Consider the following 17,654-nt stretch of genomic DNA (forward strand, 5'->3'; position numbering starts at 1 on the left):
GTTGTGTTCATTATCCCGATGTCGCCGGGATCGTGGCAGCGGCACCGGTCTCCCCACCCACGACGGCGTCGTCGGAGGCCGCCTGGCCGTCGGCGGCGGGCGGGCGCGGTGTCGGGATCGACAGCTTCTGCGTGTTGTTCACGGTGTGCACGTACGGGCGCGACGAGGAGTACCGGACGACGCTGATCGACGCCGGTTCGACGACGATGCGCTGGAAGGCGTCGAGGTGGCTGCCCATGGCGTCGGCGATGATCGACTTGATGACGTCGCCGTGCGAGCAGGCGACCCACACTCCGGACCCGTCCGGTCCGCCGTAGACACGGTCGAGTTCGCGGATGGCGCGCACCGCCCGCGCCTGGACGTCGGCGAGGCCCTCGCCATCGGGGAAGACCGCCGCCGACGGCTGCTGCTGGACGACCTTCCAGAGTGGTTCGGAGAGCAGCTCGGAGATGGAACGTCCGGTCCAGCCGCCGTAGTCGACCTCGGCCAGGTCGTCGACGACGACCTCCGGCGGGCGGTCGCCGTTGGTGCCGAGAGCTGCCAGCAGTGGTGCGACGGTCTCCGCGCAGCGGTCGAGTGGCGATCGCACCACCGCCTTGATCCCGGCGAGGTGGTCGCCCAGGCGGCTCACGAGGTCGTCGGCCTGTGCGCGGCCCCGGTCGTCGAGGTGGACTCCGGGGCTACGACCGGCGAGCACACCCGAGGTGTTCGCCGTCGAACGGCCGTGCCGGAGAAGGATCACGGTCATGCCACAACCATAGGCATGCGCGCAGGCGACCCGCACACGACGAGGACCGTCGGGATCGTCAGGTCGCGGAGATCGCGCCGGTGGACAGCAGGATGATCAGGAGGACGCCGAGGATCACGCGGTAGGCGCCGAACCAGTTCATCGAGTGGTTGCCGACGAACTTCAACAGCCAGGCGATGGCGGCGTATCCGACGATGAACGCGACGATCGTCGCGACCAGCAACTGGGGCCCGGTGGCCTCCATGCCCTCGCCGCTCGGATTGAACGCGTCCGGGAGGCTGAACAGGCCGGAAGCCGTCACCGCCGGGATGGCCAGCAGGAACGAGAACCGAAACGCGGCCTCGCGTTCGAGGCCGAGGAACAGGCCCGCGCTGGCGGTCGCACCCGATCGGGAGACGCCGGGGACCAACGCCAGGCACTGTGCGCCGCCCATCACCAGACCGTCGCGCAGCGTCAGCTTCTCCATCGGACGCTGCTTCTTGCCGTAACGCTCGGCCAGCCAGAACACACCCGCGAAGACGATCAGCATGATCGCCACCAGCCACAGGTTCCGGCCGGTCGTGCGGATCTGGTCCTTGAGGACGAAACCGATGACGCCGATCGGGATGGTCGCGAAGATCACATACCAACCGATGCGGTAGTCGAGGTTGCGCTCCTCGGCATGGAACAGACCGCGGAACCAGGCCACGATGATGCGGACGATGTCCTTGGCGAAGAACAGCAGCACGGCCGCCTCCGTACCGAGCTGGGTGACCGCGGTGAACGACGCCCCGGCGTCCTCTCCGAACATCAGTTCCGAGGCGATACGGAGATGCCCGGACGACGAGATCGGCAGGAACTCGGTGAGACCCTGTAACGCCCCGAGGACGATCGACTGGGTCCAGGTCATGGTGTCGGTCACGGCGCCCGATGCTACGCGGAGCCCCGGTCGCCGACCCGGGTCGGCGACACGCGTCGACCCGCCTGAGCGTCGCACGCGAGCGGTCACGCAAGATGGGTTCATGCACTCGTCTCGACGACCGCGCCCCCGTCACCAGCCACCGAGAGGTCTCGCACGGTTGCGGCGCCCGGTTTCCGCGGCTGCGACTCTCGCCGTGGGTGTGGCGATGATCACGGCGTGCGGGTCGGATGACTCGGGCACCCCCGACGTCGCGACCGTCGCCCCCGCGACCGCGGTCGAGGCACCCGCGACATCCGAGCCGACCGGCCTCACGGTCCCCGCACCCGCCGGCTCCCGGGCGCTCGCCTCCTCCGGTCGTACCGTCGCCGTCGTCTCGCCGGACGGCAACGAACTTCTCCGCTTCGACGCCGCCCGCATGACCTCGCCTCCCACCCCGGTCCAGGTGCCGGGCCTGACCGCGCTCGCCCCGGACACCGACGGCGGCTACCTCGGCGTCGGACCGGGATCGCTGGTCGTCGTCGACGCCGAGGGCCGCGCCCGTACCGCCGAGCTCGACACCGACGAACCGACCGCGGTCGTACGTGCCGCGTCCGGCCAGATCGTCGTCGGAACCGCCGACGGCCGGGTCCTGATCTACGACGCCGAGTCCAACGGCGAGTTCCAGAAGAAGCACGACCTGCGCGAGTTCGTCCGCGTGGACTCCCTCACCGCGGCCCCGGTCGCCGCCGAGGGCCTCGACGGACAGGTCGTCGTCCTCGACCGTGCGCAGTCGTCGGTGACCCCGATCGACCCGGAGTCCGGCGAACCCGGGCCCGCGCTGCGTGCCGGCAACGGCGCCACGAACTCGACGGTCGACCGTTTCGGCCGAATCCTGGTCGCGAACACCCGCGACGGCGAGATCCTCGGATTCTTCGGGTCGCCGCTGGTCATGCGATTCCGCTACCCGGTGGCCGACGGCCCGTACGCCGTAGACTACGACGACACCCGCAACCTGCTCTGGGTGTCGACAACCGGTGACAACGAGGTGGTTGCGTATGACCTGGCCGACGGCGAGCCGACCGAGAAGCAGCGGTTCGCGTCTGTCGTCCAGCCCGACACCATCACCGTCGACGACGCGGGCACCGTCTATGTCCTGTCGGGACGCGACGGCAAGCTCCAGGTCGTCCCGCCGCCCGGCACCCCTCTCGGTGTCACGCCGGTCGAGCCGGGTCGGTGACTGTGAGCACCGGCGCCGGGAACGACGAGAGCGGGCCGAATGAGTACCGGCGCCGGGAACGAAGAGAGCGGGCCGAACGAGTACCGGCGCCGGGAACGAAGAGAGCGGGCCGAATGAGTACTGACCGACGGCCACACACCCGGCACTCCCGGACTTTCGCCCGTGTCGGCGCGAAGTACCCCGCCGGCTGGGAGGTCACCTCGGAGGACGTCGAGTACATCCTGCTGAAGCTGCCGCCGGACGTCACCCGGGTGACCGCTTCGATGCGACTCGCACTCGAGGCCGAGTTCGGCGGCTGGGAGCTCTCGCGGGTCCGCCTCTACTCAGACGGCACACGAAAGGTCCTGCTCAAGCGGAAACGTCCGCCGCGCGGGGCCCGCCCACTCGACGAGAACCGTTCCACCGACCACGATTCCCGGAGCGCCCAGGCATGCTGACCGCACGAACCGCCACCAAGGTGCTGATCGCACTCAACCGGCGGTGCTATCCCCTGCTGCTCAAATTGATGTTCCTGCTTCCGCCGGAACGCATCCATCACATCGTCTTCGTGCTGCTGCGCGCGGTGAGCCGGTTCTCGGTGATCTCGTTCCCGGTGGCCAAGCTGCTGGCCCACCACGATCCGGTCCTGCGCAGCCGGGTGTTCGGGGTGGATTTCCCGGTGCCCATCGGTCTGGCGGCCGGTTTCGACAAGACCGCGGGAGCCGTGAACGCCTGGGGGCAGATCGGATTCGGCTTCGCGGAGATCGGCACCATCACCGGCCAGGGGCAACCCGGCAACCCGCAGCCGCGGCTGTTCCGGCTGCCCGCCGACCGTGCCCTCATCAACCGGATGGGCTTCAACAACCCGGGCGCGCACGTCGCCGCCGAACATCTCAAAGAGGTCCGGCGCGGTCCGGTGTCCGCACCGATCGGCGCCAACATCGGCAAGACCAAGGTGGTCGCGCTCGACCAGGCCATCGACGACTACCGGCTCTCGGCAAGCCTTCTCGGGCCACTTGCCGACTTCGTCGTCGTGAACGTGAGCTCACCCAACACCCCCGGGTTGCGTGACCTGCAGGCCGTCGACTCGCTGCGGCCGATCCTGGCCGCGGTGCAGGCCGAGGTCCACGTCCCGGTCCTGGTGAAGATCGCACCCGATCTCGTCGACGACGACATCGACGCGGTCGCCGACCTCGCCGTCGAGCTCGGGCTGGCCGGCATCGTCGCCACCAACACCACCATCGGCCGCGAAGGCCTGCGCACACCGGACGCCGAGGTGCGCGAGATCGGCGCGGGCGGTCTGTCGGGCGCCCCGGTCGCCGACCGGTCGCTGGCCGTCCTCATGCGCCTCTACGGCCGCGTGGGCGGGAAGATCGCGATCGTGAGTGTCGGCGGCATCGAGACCGTCGATCAGGCGTGGGAACGCATCTGTGCCGGCGCCGACCTGCTGCAGGTCTACACCGGGTTCATCTACGGCGGACCGCTGTGGCTGTACGAGCTGCACTCCGGTCTCGCCGAGCGGGTGCGTGCCGGCGGGTTCGCGTCGATCTCCGACGCGGTCGGCTGCGCCGCCACCCGGCAGCCCTAGCGAATCGGCCTGACGACGAAGGCGTCCCGACCTCATCGGCCAGGACGCCTTTGTCGTCGGTATCTGCGTCAGACGTTCTCGCTGGGCTGCTCGTAGGTGCCCACCAGGGTCGCGCGGGCGATCGCATGGGAGAACAGGTTGAAGCCGAGGTAGGCCGGGGTGGCTGACTCGGGGAGGTTCAGGGACTCGACGTCGACGGCGTGCACGACGATGAAGTAGCGGTGCGGTCCGTGTCCGGGGGGCGGCGCGGCACCGATGAAGCGGCGCAGCGAGGCGTCGTTGGTGAGGGTCACGGCTCCGTCGGGCAGACCCGACCCGTCCTCGTCACCGGCACCCTCGGGCAGGCTGGTGACCGAAACGGGGATGTCGGCGACGGCCCAGTGCCAGAAGCCCGATGCGGTGGGTGCATCGGGGTCGTAGACGGTGACCGCGAAAGATTTGGTCTCCGAGGGGAATCCGGACCAGCTCAACTGCGGTGACAGGTCCTCGCCGCCCGCGCCCATGATTCCGCTGACCTGACCGTTGGCCAGCGGTGAGCCGTCGGTGAGGCTCTCGGAGGTCAGCGTGAAACCGGGCAGATTCGGTAGCGGGGAGTACGGGTCGAAGGACGACATGTGTTCACCTTTCTGACGTTTCGCGCATCGGAACGATCTCCCGACACTGTATGCGAGAACTCAGCTGTGGAGCAGGAAGTGTTCGAACACCTTCGTGCCGAACAGGACCGCGTCGACCGGCACACGCTCGTCGACGCCGTGGAACAGCGCCGCGAAGTCGAGGTCCGGCGGCAGTTGCAGCGGCGCGAACCCGAAGCAACGGATGCCCAGCTTCGCGAACGCCTTGGCATCGGTTCCGCCGGAGAGCATGTAGGGCACCGTCTTTCCCTGCTCGTCATGGGCGAGGATCGCGTTGTTCATGGCGTCGACGAGGTCGCCGTCGAACGTTGTCTCATACGAGTCGAGGTGGGTGATCCACTCCCGGGTGACGTTCGGGCCGATGAGTTCGTCGATCTCCTTCTCGAAAGCGGTCTGCCGTCCCGGCAGCACGCGGCAGTCGATGACGGCTTCGGCCTTCTGCGGGATGACGTTGGCCTTGTATCCGGCCTTGAGCATCGTCGGGTTGGCGGTGTCGCGCAGCGTCGCGCCGATGATGCGGGCGAGGTTGCCGAGCTTGAACAGCGACGTCTCCAGATCGGGCGCGTCGGGACTGAAGTCCAGCCCGGTCTCGGCGCTGACCTCGGCGAGGAACTGACTCACCGACTCCGTCATGACGAGCGGGAACGTGTGCCGGCCGATCCGGGCGACGGCCTCCGCGATCTCGGTGACCGCGTTGTCCGCGTGCAGGAACGAACCGTGACCGGCACGCGCCTCCGCGGTGAGACGCATCCAGCCCAGGCCTTTCTCGGCCGTCTCGACGAGGTACAGGCGCTTCTGGGGTGCCGTCGGGCCGGTCCACGGTCAGCGAGAAGCCGCCGACCTCGCCGACCGCCTCGGTGATCCCCTCGAAGAGGTCGGGCCTGTTCTCGACGAGCCAGTGGGCACCCCAGGTGCCGCCGGCCTCTTCGTCGGCGAGGAAGGCGAAGACGATCTCGCGCGGCGGGACGGTGCCGTCGCGCTTGAACTGGCGGGCCAACGCAAGCGCCATCCCGGCCATGTCCTTCATGTCGACGGCACCGCGTCCCCAGATGTAGCCGTCCTTGACCGCACCGGAGAACGGGTGGACGCTCCAGTCCGCCGGCTCGGCGGGCACGACGTCGAGATGGGCGTGGATCAGGAGGGCACCGCGGTCGGAGTCAGGGGGTCCGGCGAGGCGTGCGAAGACGTTCCCGCGGCCCGGACGACCCGATTCGACGTACTGTGTGGTGTATCCCACTTCCTCGAGTTGCTGCGCCACCCATTTGGCGCACTCTTCCTCGCCTTTCGTGGTTTCCGGCTCCCCCGTGTTGGAGGTGTCGAACCGGATCAACCGGCTGACGAGATCGACTACTTCAGTGGTCGCAGACTGTGAAGACACCCCTCACTCCTACGGGATTTGGGATACACGGGCAACCTCGGTTAGTGTTATCCCGCTGCCGCGAGATGGCGAGGAGAAATCCCCGCCGGAGCAACGCAGCAGAGCAAGTCCGAGTGGCGGAATGGCAGACGCGCTAGCTTGAGGTGCTAGTGTCCTATTAACGGACGTGGGGGTTCAAGTCCCCCCTCGGACACCGCAGATCAACGAGAAAACCCCCCGGCTCCGGCCGGGGGGTTTTCTCGTTGTCGGGGGTACTCAGGTGCCGGCGTTCTCGAGCACCGATCCCCAGGCGCGCGAGTACGGCAGATCGATGTTGTTCTCCACGAAGGCCTGCAGGATGGCGCGTCGCAGCCGGCGCTGGACGGCCCACTGCCCGTTCGGCTTGGTCTTGACCGTCAGGCGCAGGACGATCTGATCCGAGGACACCTCTTGCACGCCGAGCATCTCGATGGCGCCCAGGATGTCGGTGTCGTCGTCTTCGACGGCCAGACGTGCCGCCTCGGCGGCGACCCGCTGCGCCTTGTCGATATCCGCGCCCGGTGCGACCGGGGTGTCGACGCGGGCGACCGCGAACTCCTGACTCATGTTGCCGACGCGGGCGATCTCGCCGTTGCGGACGTACCAGAGGGTGCCGTCGATGTCGCGCAGCGTGGTGACCCGAAGGCCCACGGTCTCCACCTCGCCGATGGCCTCGCCGAGGTCGACGATGTCACCGACCCCGTACTGGTCCTCGAGGAGCATGAAGACGCCGGTGACGAAGTCCCGGACCAGGTTCTGCGCACCGAAGCCGATCGCGAGACCCACGATGCCGGCGGAGGCGATGAACGGCGCGATGTTGACGCCGAGGACGCTCAGCACCGACAACACCACCCACACGAGCAGCACGATCGACACGGTCGACTTCAGCACCGAGCCGATGGTGGCGGCTCGTTGCGCGCGCCTGGCGGCGATCTGGGCGCTGCGTTCGGTCGTCACCGTCTTGGTGCGCAGACCCCGCATGAGTGCCGCTCCGCGTGACTTCTCGCCGTCCCGGGAACGCGGACGCGTCGCGCGGTCGATGGTGCGGTGAATGGCGTAACGCACGACCAGTGCGACCAGGATGTAGGCCGCGATGCGGATCGGGTTCTCGATGATCCATTCGCGATTCGTGTCGGTCCATTCGAAGGTCAGATTCTGAATGGTCATGCCCCGACCGTACGGACGATGAGATCGTTGTCCAGTCGGGACCATCCCGAGATCGGCGGCGTCGGCGCCGAAAACCGTTGTCAGCCTGCGCGGAACGTGACGATGTTCTGATCGAGGATCATATGGTCCTCCTGTGTGGAGACCGTCACACCGGGCGCCATCTCGAGTGGGACGCCGGTGGCCTCCGACGCATCGAACGCGTCCGTGTCGGCCACCCGACCGGTGATCGTGAACAGGTCGGTGACACTCGGTACACCTTGTGACATCAGGAACGACGGTCCGTTCATGACGTGGACATGCAGGTGGGGTGCGACCGAGTTGCCGGTGTTGCCGACCTTGCCGATGACGTCGCCGCGTCGTACCCGGTCCCCCGGCTCGAACCGCACCGAACCGGGTTGCATGTGGGCGTAGTTCACGAAGAACCCGTCGCCGATGTCGAGGACGAGGTTGTTGCCGTCCGCGTCGGCGATCGGCAGGTTCGCGGGGAACTCCCCCGGTACCTGCTCGGGCAGGTCGTTGCGGCTGGCGACGACGGTGCCGTCGGCGACGGCGAGCACGTCGTCGCCGTGGATCCGGTAGCTCGCCGGGTCCTTGGCGTCACCGACGAAGATCTTCCCGTCAGGTCCCGCCTGCTCCCAGTCGACCGCGTACCGCTGGGCGACCACGGGGGTGCCGTCCAACGGCAGGATCGCGCGCGTGTGGCGCACCGCGTCGCAGCAGGCGTCGGCGGCGACGTAGTGTTCGCCGATCAGTGGCGGGCCCAGGACCGGGACGACGGCGTCGTTCACCTCGATCTCGGCGATCCGCTCGGTGGTCTCCCGCATCTCCGGCGGCGCCCCGTCGGCGCGAACCGAGATCTCGTGGACGAGCTTCTTCGGAGCCTCGCCCTCGAACTGCAGGTGCAGGAACAGCACGCCGTTCTGCCCCGGCGCAAGCACCTCGGAATACCCCTCGGGCACATCGGGTCTCGGCGGGACGGAGGCCACACCGGTCGGTTTGAGCCGCCCGGCGACGCCGGCCTGGTCGAGGTCGGTCAGCACTGGAGTGCCCTGGGCGCCGGCATCGAGCGTCTTGACCCCGGTGATCGTCACCGGGGTCCGCATGAAGTTGGTCAGCGACACTTCGTAGACGAGATGATCGGAACCGTCCGACCCGGCGAACGGGGTCGGTGCGAACATCACCGACCCCACCACCGGGGTGAGGACCGGGTCGGCCGGAACCGGTACAGACGTACCATCCCCGGTTTCTTCACCAGAGCTGCAGGCGGACAGCACGAGCGCCGCGCACACGGCCAGAACTGCCGGTGAAAGTCGTTGTGGAAACATCACGTTCCTTTGCGGCTGTAGCGCCGACGCGATCCGCCCGGCAGTCTGCCAGGCATACTAGGGAACCGCGGGGCAGCGCGGGGCCCTCCCCGCACACCGGGCACAATTGTGACGTGACCCAGCGCCTGTTGTTCGACTGCGACACCGGTATCGACGACTCGGTCGCGCTCCTCTACCTGCTGGCGCGCGCCGACGTCGACCTCGTCGGCATCGCCTCGACGGCCGGCAACGTCCCGGTCGACGTGGTCACCACCAACAACCTCTCCTGGCTCCAACTCTGCGGCCGCCCGGAGATCCCCGTCCACGTCGGGCCGGCCGGGCCGCTCGTCGCCGAGCTCATGACGACCGAGGACACGCACGGTCCACGGGGCGTCGGCCACGCCGAGTTGCCCGCGCCGACGATCACGCCCAGTCGTCTCGACGCCGCAGACGCGTGGATCGAGGCGTCGCGCCGGCACGACGGCGAACTCGTCGGACTGGTGACCGGGCCGCTGACCTCGCTGGCGACCGCGATCCGCCGCGATCCGAGACTGCCCTCCAGGCTGCGGCGCCTGGTGATCATGGGCGGCGCGTTCCACACGCACGGGAACACCACCCCGATCTCGGAGTGGAACGTCGCCGTCGACCCGGAGGCCGCCGCGGAGGTCTTCGGCGCGTTCGGCACCGACGGCGCACCGGCACCCATCGTCTGCGCGCTGGATCTCACCGAGCAGGTCGTGCTGACCCCGGACCACGTCGTGCGCCTGGCCATGGCGTCGGGCAGCACGCCGCCGGAGTGCCCGGGCCCGGGCGACGAGCGGGGGCTGCGCTCAGTCGCGACCAACGAGATCATCCGGCACCTCACCGATGCCCTGCGGTTCTACTTCGAGTTTCATCACGACCACGACGAGGGCTACATCGCCCATCTCCACGACCCGTTCGCGGCGATGGTCGCATTGAACCCCGACCTCGTCACGACCATCTCGGCGCGGGTCGACGTCGAACTCGTCGGAACCCTCACGCGCGGAATGACGGTCGCGGACGAACGCCGGATGTCGCCGCTGGGACCCAATGCGCGGATCGCCACGTCCACCGACCTCGACGCCGTGTTCGACGACCTCATCGAGACGATCGGCGCCTTCGCGCGCACCTTCGTCCGACCCTGAGGCGCCCAGCCGCCTGCTGCGCTCATGTGCCGGGGCGGGTCGCACTGCTCGGCGAGACGCCGGCCCTGCTGATCGGCTGAGCCGGGTTCGCCGTCGCTCAGCGGTTGTCGAAGGCGTCGACGATGCGCTGGGCGGCGAGTGCCGGTGTCAGCACGCCCTCGCGCAATTCGTCCTCGACCTCGTTCCGGATGTCACGGACGCCGGGTGACTCGGCGAGCCGGCTGAGGACGATGTCGTGGACCATCGACCACGTCCAGTCGATCTGCTGCTGGTTGCGGCGAGCGGTGAATTCGCCTGCGTCTCTGAGGGTCTGGTTGTGTTTGACAACCGTGTTCCAGAACTCGTCGACGCCGGTCTTCTCGATCGCGCTCATCGTCAGCACCGGCGGGGTCCACAGGGCGTCGTGCGGATAGATCAGCCCGAGCGCGTTGCGCAGTTCGCGGGCCGCGCCCTTCGCCTCATTGAGGTGTTTGCCGTCGGCCTTGTTCACCACGACCACGTCGGCGAGTTCCAGGACACCTTTCTTGATGCCCTGCAACGAATCCCCGGTGCGGGCCAGCGTCAGGAAGGTGAAGGTGTCGACCATGTTGGCCACGGTGACCTCGGACTGTCCGACGCCGACGGTCTCCACGAGGACGACGTCGAAACCGGCGGCCTCGACCAGCACGATGGACTCACGGGTGGCCTTGGCCACGCCGCCGAGGGTGCCGGAGGTCGGCGAGGGACGGATGTAGGCGTTCTTCTCCGTCGACAACCGGCCCATGCGCGTCTTGTCACCCAGGATGGAGCCGCGGGTGCGCGTCGAACTGGGGTCGACGGCGAGGACCGCCACCTTGTGACCGAGTTCGACCAGGTGCATGCCGAGGGCCTCGATGGTCGTCGACTTGCCCACGCCCGGAACGCCGGTGATGCCGACCCGGAACGAGTTGCCCGCGTGCGGGGTCAGCTTCAGCAGCAGCTCCTGCGCCGCCGCCCGGTGATCGGGCCGCTTGGACTCCACCAGGGTGATCGCACGCGCCAGGTCGGCGCGGCGATCCGCGAGAACCGCATCGGCCAGCGCGTCGACGTCGACCCGACGCCGAGTACTGTCCGCCATCAGTTCGCGGCCACCCCGGGCAGTTCCAGGCCGAGGGTGTCGGCCAGCTTGCCGATGAGTTCCACGGCCGAGTCGGCGATGACCGATCCGGGCGGGAAGATCGCGGCGGCACCTGCCTCGTACAGCTCGGCGAAGTCACCCGGCGGGATGACGCCGCCGACGACGATCATGATGTCCTCGCGCCCGACTTCCTTGAGCGCCTCCCGCAGTGCGGGAACCAGGGTGAGGTGACCGGCGGCCAGCGACGACACACCCACCACGTGCACGTCGTTGTCGGCGGCCTGGGCGGCCACCTCCTCCGGCGTGGCGAACAGCGGGCCCACGTCGACGTCGAAGCCGAGGTCGGCGAAGGCGGTCGCGATGACCTTCTGGCCGCGGTCGTGACCGTCCTGACCCATCTTCGCGACCAGCACGCGCGGCTGGCGGCCCTCGGCCTCGGCGAACTGGCGCACGGCCTCGATCGCCGCGTCGATGTTGCTCACCTCGCCTGCCTCATGTCGGTACACCCCGCTGATCGTCTTGATCTCGGCCTGATGGCGACCATAGACCTTCTCGAGCGCTTCGGAAATCTCCCCGACCGTGGCCTGATGTCGCGCGGCCTCGATGGCCAGGGCCATCAGGTTGTTCTCCATACCGCCCTCCGACGACGCCGCGGCGCGCGTCAGGTCGGCCAGCGCAGCCTCGACGGCAGCCGAATCACGTTCGGCGCGAAGCCTGCTGAGCTTCTCGAGCTGCTCGGCGCGCACCTTGGAGTTCTCGACCTTGAGGACCTCGATCTCCTCGTCGTCGGCCACCTGGTACTTGTTGACGCCGATCAGGGGCTGCTGACCCGAGTCGATGCGGGCCTGCGTGCGGGCCGCAGCCTCCTCGATACGCAGCTTCGGCAGGCCCTCGTTGATCGCCTGCGTCATGCCGCCGGCTTCTTCGACCTCGCGGATGTGCTTGCGCGCCTTCTGCGCCAGCTGGTGGGTCAGCGTCTCGACATAGTTCGAGCCGGCCCACGGGTCGATCGGGCGGGTGGTGCCCGACTCCTGCTGCAGCAGCAGCTGGGTGTTGCGGGCGATGCGAGCCGAGAAGTCGGTCGGCAGGGCGATCGCCTCGTCGAGCGCGTTGGTGTGCAGCGACTGGGTGTGACCCTGGGTCGCGGCCATCGCCTCCACACAGGTGCGAGCCACGTTGTTGAACACGTCCTGAGCGGTCAGCGACCAGCCCGATGTCTGCGAATGTGTGCGCAGCGACAGTGATTTCGCGTTCTTCGGTCCGAAGTCTGCGACCAGCTCGCTCCACAGGAGGCGCGCCGCGCGCAGCTTGGCGACCTCCATGAAGAAGTTCATGCCGATGCCCCAGAAGAAGGACAGGCGGGGCGCGAACTTGTCGATGTCGAGGCCGGCCTCGAGACCGGCGCGGATGTACTCGACGCCGTCGGCCAGCGTGTAGGCCAGCTCCAGGTCGGCGGTCGCACCGGCTTCCTGGATGTGGTAGCCGGAGATCGAGATCGAGTTGAACTTCGGCATCTTCTGGCTGGTGTACTCGAAGATGTTCGAGATGATCCGCATCGACGGCTTCGGCGGATAGATGTAGGTGTTGCGGACCATGAACTCTTTGAGGATGTCGTTCTGGATGGTCCCGGCCAGCTTCTCCGGCGGCACACCCTGCTCCTCGGCCGCCACGACGTAGAGCGCCAGGATCGGCAGCACCGCGCCGTTCATCGTCATCGACACCGAGACGTTGCCCAGGTCGATGCCGTCGAAGAGCTGCCGCATGTCGAGGATCGAGTCGATCGCCACGCCGGCCATGCCGACGTCGCCGGCGACGCGCGGGTGGTCGGAGTCGTAGCCGCGGTGGGTCGCGAGGTCGAAGGCCACCGACAGACCCTTCTGGCCGGCCGCGAGGTTGCGGCGGTAGAAGGCGTTGGACTCGGCGGCGGTCGAGAAGCCCGCGTACTGACGGATCGTCCACGGCTGGTTCACGTACATCGTCGGGTACGGGCCGCGGATGAACGGTGCCTCACCCGGAACCGAGTCGAGCGGGTACGGGTGCTCGGCGTCGTCGAGGATCGCGTTGCGGTCGGTGCGGGTGTACACCGGGGCGACGTCGATCTGCTCGGGGGTGTTCCAGGTGACCTGGTCGACCGAGTAGCCGTGCGCCGAGGCCAGTTCCTCGGTGACGGGTGCGCCGGGACCGGCGGCCGGAGCGGTCGTCCCGTCGGTGAGCTCGACCCCGGCGAAGCTCGGGATCGACTGCGTCGGATTGGGTTCGGTCTGGGTCATGCCGTCGCTCCCGAGGTTGAGAGAAGCTGATCGAGGAGTTCGGAGAGCGTGCTCACCGCGTCGATGCCCACCCGCAGCGAACCGTCCGGACGATCGTCGGACTCGGGCCATTCCTTGTCGGGACCGGCGAGCAGGACCTTCGAGAGACCCGCCGCACGGGCGGCGGCGAGGGCCGCCGGACCTTCCTCCGCGTAGCGGGCCTTGGTGCCGCAGATCACCGCGATCGGGGTGTTCGCACCGGCCACCGCGTCGCCGATCTTGTCCGCGGCCAGCGGACCCGGGTTGACCACGGCGATGCCGCCGGCACCCAGCAGGTTGGCCACGAAGGTGGTGCGCCCGTTGTGTTCGGCGACGCTGCCCAGCGGGATGAGCAGGATCGACGGGCGCGCGCCCTGTTCGGCGAGCACCACGTCGGAGCGGTCGCGCAGGGCCTCGAAGGCACGGCCGACACGGGCCAGCTTCGGGGTTCCGGTGACCACGTCCGTCACGCCGGACGCCGAGGCACCCTGGGCGTCGGACAGGGCCCGCTCGTCGATGTTCGGGAACTCGTTGACACCGGTCACCGAGATGCGGCGGTGCGCGACCTCGGCATCGCGGCGCGCCAGCGAGGCATCGACCTTGTCGGCGATCCAGCCGCTGTCGAGGGCGGCGCGGTAGCCACCGGCGGCCTCGACCTCGGTGAAGACGGTCCAGGCGTTGGCGGCGAGGTCGTCGGTCAGCGACTCGACGAACCACGACCCGCCGGCCGGGTCCAGGACGCGTCCGATGTTGGACTCCTCGAGCAGCAGGAGCTGGGTGTTGCGGGCGATGCGGCGCGAGAAGGACGCACTCGAGGTGCGCTTGTCGGCCGGGATCGTCGCGTCGTAGGCCAGGACCGTCAACTGGTCGGCGCCGCCGACACCCGCACCGAAGGCGGCGATGGTGCTGCGCAGCATGTTGACCCACGGGTCGCGCTGGGAGTACATCGACAGGTCCGTCACACCGTGGGTCAGTGCGCCGCCGGCGTCGGGTGCACCGACGACGTCGGCCACACGGGCCCAGATCTTGCGCAGCGCACGGAACTTCGCGATCGTCGCGAACTGGTCGTCGTCGGCCGACACCCCGAAGGTGATCTGACCCAGGGCCGCCTCGGCGGACAGGCCGGCGGCGGTCAGGTCACGCAGGTGCGCGACGGCCGCGGCCACCACGAGGGCGAGTTCGAGGCCGTTGTCGGCGCCGGCGGTCGCGAAGTCGCTGCCGTCGACGCGGAAGGTCCGGACCCCGGCGGGCAGGTTCGACGCGGCGAGGGCGGTGGCCTCGTCGGCGTCGACAGTGGCCCGTCCGGAGAACGCCGCGGTCAGCGGCGAGAGACCGAAGGAATGGGTGGTCGCGGCGGCGGGAGCCGCGGCGACGGGCGCGGCCTGCGCCTTCTCCTTGAGCGACAGCAGTTCCCGGGCGGCGGCGATGCCCTCGGTGCCGGCATCGAGCGTCACCGGTACAAGGTCGAGGTAGACGCCGCGCAGGACGGTGGCGAGGTCGGCGACACCGAGACCGCCACCGGGCTTGCCGACGGACAGCCAGAGTCCGCTGGTGCCGTTGGCCATCGCCTCGAGAACGAGTTCGTTGACGTCCTCGGCCGGGGTCTCGTCGTCGCCGAACCGCTCGGTGACGCGCCACCCGGTGGTGACGTCACGGGCGGGGTCGGCACCGCGGACGAACGGGAACCGGCCGGGCAGGCCCGGTTCGGTCGTCTCGTCGCGACGTGTGTACAGCGGCCGGATGGTCAGCCCGTCGGCGGTGTCCGTCGAGAGCAGGGCTTCCGGAGTATCCGGGAGCTCGTCGACGTCGACCCGACGTGATTTCGCCAGAACGGCCGCGGCGGCCTTCGACCACGCCTGGTAGGCCTGATCGAGTTCTGTACGGCCGAGATCTGACTCGGGTTTGGGCTGGTCAGTTTGCTGTGGCATGTGGGGAAGCACACCTCCGTGAATGCTCTGTGCGAGCGCGTACACGACCTTAGCCGATCGCTCGCTCGGCCCATCAACGAGGTCGGCGTGAAATGGACCACGCAACGGGTGCGAGCAGGTCGCGGCGGCGAGGCGCCTTCGTGAGTCCAGAGTAGAGTGTCCGAGTGCCCGAGCCTGCCCCCGTCACCGAGGTGACACCAGACCTGACGGGCAGTCGACGCCGGGTCACCTTCGACCGCCGGGTCGTCCGGCGCGCACTCCTCGCCGCCGCGGCCGTGGGAGTGGTCCTGCTCGGTTCCTACTTCATCCCGCTCCCGTCGATCGGCAGCGTTCGAGCGTGGGGCGACGACCTCGGCCCGGCCTTCCCATGGCTGTTCTTCGCGGCGTACGCGGTCGTCACGATCGCGCCGATCCCCCGGTCGACCTTCACCGTCATGTCCGGAATCTTCTTCGGACCCTTCGTCGGGTTCATCGGCGCGATGATCGCCTCGTCGATCGCAGCGGTCGCGGCCTTCGGACTCGTGCGGGTACTCGGCCGCGACCGGGTGCGACCGTTCCTCAAGAAGCCGGTCGTCAAGGCCGTCGAGTACCGACTGGAAAGGCGCGGCTGGCTGGCCGTCGGCTCGCTCCGCCTGATCGCGGCCTGCCCGTTCTCGGTCGCGAACTACTGCTCGGCGTTGTCCTCGGTACGACCGCTGCCGTTCACCGTCGCGAGCATCATCGGCATGGCTCCCGGAACCGCGGCCGTGGTCATGCTCGGCGATTCGCTGACCGGCGACGCCAACCCCGCGCAGCTGCTGGTCAGCGGAGCACTCTTCGCCGTCGGGATCGCCGGATTGATCCTCGACGCCCGGTTGCCGGTGACCGCCGAGAACCCTCAAGTCCCCGGACCTAATCAGGACGAATCAAGTTCAGAAGATTGATTCATCTAGCCGTAAGACTTGATCGGTAGAGATCAAGCCCATAAGCTTGTGTGATGTTCGTCATGACCGTCGACCAGCGCGGCAGCCGCACCGACATCGACCGGGTCGAAGCCGTCCTGACACGACTCCGGGACGCCGACACGGTTCGCCCCTTCGAGCGCACCGCAGGCGACGAGATCCAAGGCGTCCTCGATGATCCGGTGACCGTGGCACGGCTCGCCGTCGAACTGACCGCCGACGGCCACTGGAGCGTCGGCATCGGCACCGGCGACGTCGAGCAGCCTCTCCCCTCGTCCACCCGCGCCGGCCGGGGCGCCGCCTTCGTCCACGCCCGGGACGCGGTCGAGGCGGCCAAGCGACAGCGCATACCGCTGTGCGTACGCGGCCCCGATGCGCGATGGTGCCGCCACGCCCAAACCGCCGGCCGCCTGATCAGCGACATCGTCGCCACCCGAAGTGCAGCCGGGGTCGAGGCGGTGGCTCTGATGCGACGCGGACTCACCCAGGCCGACGCGGCGGGCGTCCTCGACATCACTCCCCAGGCCATGAGCCAACGACTCCGCGCAGCCGGCTGGGACCTGGAACCCGATTCGCTGGATCTCCTCGCCGATGCGCTCGCCGAGGCCGACCGGCGCCAGGCCGACCGGCGCCAGGCCGGCGAGCAGACGCAGGATGCGAAGGTGGTCCGATGACCGGGATCGCTCTCGTCCTCCTCGTGCTGACCGCCGTCGCACCCGTGCTGTGGCTCGGGGTGGAGCGGCTGATGCGTGACCGCGCACTCGACAGTCGGCCCGTGCCGCGGTCTGCGACGATCGTGCACGCGATCGGCCTGACGGTCCTACTGGGACTCGCCACGGCGACGGCGATCGTCGCCGCCACCGCCGGACCCGCAACCGGGTCCCCCGCCGCGGCGGCGACCGTGATCGCCGCGGTCGCAGCGGTCACCGGTGGCGGCCCGGTGGTGCGGGCGGTGTTGAAATTGGGGTGGCGTGAGGGCGGATCGGACGCCGACAACCGACCCGGAGGACCACGATGACACCGAGACCCCGGACGACGCGGAGACCGAACCGTCCGACCCGAACGAGGTCGGGCCGCTCCGGGGCGGCCGCGTCATCGGCTATCTCGAACGGCTGGCCGTCGTCACGACTCTGATGGCCGGGTGGCCGGAAGGCCTCGCGATCATCCTCGCGGTGAAGAGCCTCGCCCGCTATCCCGAACTACGGGCGCCGCAGGCGTCCGAGCAGTTCATCATGGGCACCTTCGCCTCGGTGCTGTGGGCGATCGGCCTCGCCGGCATCGAACACCTCGTCACCACCTGACCG

General features: G+C 68.8%; 14 protein-coding genes, 1 tRNA gene and 2 pseudogenes. 8 read left to right on the forward strand and 9 right to left on the reverse strand.

The genetic code is table 11. From position 1 onward, the window contains the following. Nucleotides 1-10: 10 nt before the first annotated feature. The gene (locus RVF83_RS18870) at nucleotides 11-748 is read right to left on the reverse strand and encodes an MSMEG_4193 family putative phosphomutase (protein ID WP_005200037.1); all 738 of its coding nucleotides are present in this window, start codon (nucleotides 746-748) and stop codon (nucleotides 11-13) included. A gap of 58 nt (nucleotides 749-806) precedes the next feature. Then, entirely contained in the window at nucleotides 807-1,649 is an 843-nt protein-coding gene (locus RVF83_RS18875; RefSeq protein ID WP_005200038.1) for an undecaprenyl-diphosphate phosphatase, read from the reverse strand. A 157-nt stretch (nucleotides 1,650-1,806) separates the two neighbouring features. On the opposite strand from RVF83_RS18875, the gene RVF83_RS18880 reads away from it, so the two are divergent. From RVF83_RS18880 to RVF83_RS18890, 3 genes are all read left to right on the forward strand, one after another. Next, nucleotides 1,807-2,865 (forward strand): hypothetical protein, encoded by a 1,059-nt coding sequence (locus tag RVF83_RS18880; protein WP_005200039.1) that lies wholly within the window; start codon nucleotides 1,807-1,809, stop codon nucleotides 2,863-2,865. 113 nt (nucleotides 2,866-2,978) lie between these two features. Next, nucleotides 2,979-3,302 (forward strand): DUF5703 family protein, encoded by a 324-nt coding sequence (locus RVF83_RS18885; RefSeq protein WP_005200046.1) that lies wholly within the window; start codon nucleotides 2,979-2,981, stop codon nucleotides 3,300-3,302. Continuing rightward, nucleotides 3,296-4,432 (forward strand): quinone-dependent dihydroorotate dehydrogenase, encoded by a 1,137-nt coding sequence (locus tag RVF83_RS18890; RefSeq protein ID WP_005200048.1) that lies wholly within the window; start codon nucleotides 3,296-3,298, stop codon nucleotides 4,430-4,432. Before RVF83_RS18885 ends, RVF83_RS18890 begins: the two co-directional genes overlap by 7 nt. Before the next feature lie 68 nt (nucleotides 4,433-4,500). Here RVF83_RS18890 and RVF83_RS18895 read toward each other — a convergent pair whose 3' ends face one another. Further along, a complete protein-coding gene (locus RVF83_RS18895) occupies nucleotides 4,501-5,046 on the reverse strand; it encodes a YbhB/YbcL family Raf kinase inhibitor-like protein (protein ID WP_005200049.1) in 546 nt (181 codons plus the stop codon). A gap of 60 nt (nucleotides 5,047-5,106) precedes the next feature. Further along, nucleotides 5,107-6,442 (reverse strand): annotated as a pseudogene (locus tag RVF83_RS18900) (M20/M25/M40 family metallo-hydrolase). 107 nt (nucleotides 6,443-6,549) lie between these two features. Between RVF83_RS18900 and RVF83_RS18905 the strand changes: the two are divergent. Beyond that, nucleotides 6,550-6,635 (forward strand) — tRNA-Leu (locus tag RVF83_RS18905). Nucleotides 6,636-6,697: 62 nt separating this feature from the next. Here the strand turns inward: RVF83_RS18905 and RVF83_RS18910 are convergent. Together RVF83_RS18910 and RVF83_RS18915 are read right to left on the reverse strand one after the other, a co-directional pair. After that, entirely contained in the window at nucleotides 6,698-7,627 is a 930-nt protein-coding gene (locus RVF83_RS18910) for a mechanosensitive ion channel family protein (protein ID WP_005200052.1), read from the reverse strand. An 80-nt stretch (nucleotides 7,628-7,707) separates the two neighbouring features. Next, nucleotides 7,708-8,952: a M23 family metallopeptidase gene (locus tag RVF83_RS18915; RefSeq protein WP_005200053.1), complete on the reverse strand. Its 1,245-nt coding sequence runs from the start codon at nucleotides 8,950-8,952 to the stop codon at nucleotides 7,708-7,710. Between the two features lie 113 nt (nucleotides 8,953-9,065). Between RVF83_RS18915 and RVF83_RS18920 the strand changes: the two genes are divergently transcribed. Next, on the forward strand, nucleotides 9,066-10,097 hold the full coding sequence (locus RVF83_RS18920) for a nucleoside hydrolase (RefSeq protein ID WP_168432563.1): 1,032 nt from the start codon (nucleotides 9,066-9,068) through the stop codon (nucleotides 10,095-10,097). Nucleotides 10,098-10,194: 97 nt separating this feature from the next. Here the strand turns inward: RVF83_RS18920 and meaB are convergent, their stop codons facing one another. Genes meaB through RVF83_RS18935 form a run of 3 tightly spaced genes read right to left on the reverse strand, consistent with a single transcriptional unit; the run spans nucleotide 10,195 to nucleotide 15,409 of the window. Continuing rightward, complete coding sequence (meaB, locus tag RVF83_RS18925) at nucleotides 10,195-11,193, reverse strand: methylmalonyl Co-A mutase-associated GTPase MeaB (RefSeq protein ID WP_005194967.1); 999 nt, start codon at nucleotides 11,191-11,193, stop codon at nucleotides 10,195-10,197. Further along, a complete protein-coding gene (gene scpA, locus RVF83_RS18930; RefSeq protein WP_005194965.1) occupies nucleotides 11,193-13,463 on the reverse strand; it encodes a methylmalonyl-CoA mutase in 2,271 nt (756 codons plus the stop codon). The genes meaB and scpA overlap by 1 nt, the downstream gene beginning before the upstream one ends. Beyond that, nucleotides 13,460-15,409 carry a methylmalonyl-CoA mutase family protein gene (locus tag RVF83_RS18935; RefSeq protein WP_005194963.1) on the reverse strand — a complete coding sequence of 650 codons (1,950 nt, stop codon included), beginning with the start codon at nucleotides 15,407-15,409 and terminating at the stop codon, nucleotides 13,460-13,462. The genes scpA and RVF83_RS18935 overlap by 4 nt, the downstream gene beginning before the upstream one ends. Nucleotides 15,410-15,573: 164 nt before the next feature. Between RVF83_RS18935 and RVF83_RS18940 the strand changes: the two genes are divergently transcribed. The 3 genes and pseudogenes from RVF83_RS18940 to RVF83_RS18950 all read left to right on the forward strand — a co-directional run bounded on the left by RVF83_RS18940 (nucleotide 15,574) and on the right by RVF83_RS18950 (nucleotide 17,651). Then, entirely contained in the window at nucleotides 15,574-16,332 is a 759-nt protein-coding gene (locus RVF83_RS18940; RefSeq protein ID WP_005194961.1) for a TVP38/TMEM64 family protein, read from the forward strand. Between the two features lie 53 nt (nucleotides 16,333-16,385). After that, nucleotides 16,386-17,024 carry a hypothetical protein gene (locus RVF83_RS18945; protein ID WP_005194958.1) on the forward strand — a complete coding sequence of 213 codons (639 nt, stop codon included), beginning with the start codon at nucleotides 16,386-16,388 and terminating at the stop codon, nucleotides 17,022-17,024. Then, nucleotides 17,021-17,651: pseudogene (locus RVF83_RS18950) on the forward strand (hypothetical protein). Before RVF83_RS18945 ends, RVF83_RS18950 begins: the two are co-directional and overlap by 4 nt. The last annotated feature ends 3 nt before the right edge of the window (nucleotides 17,652-17,654 follow it).

Source organism: Gordonia rubripertincta (genome assembly GCF_038024875.1).
Lineage (GTDB): Bacteria > Actinomycetota > Actinomycetes > Mycobacteriales > Mycobacteriaceae > Gordonia > Gordonia rubripertincta.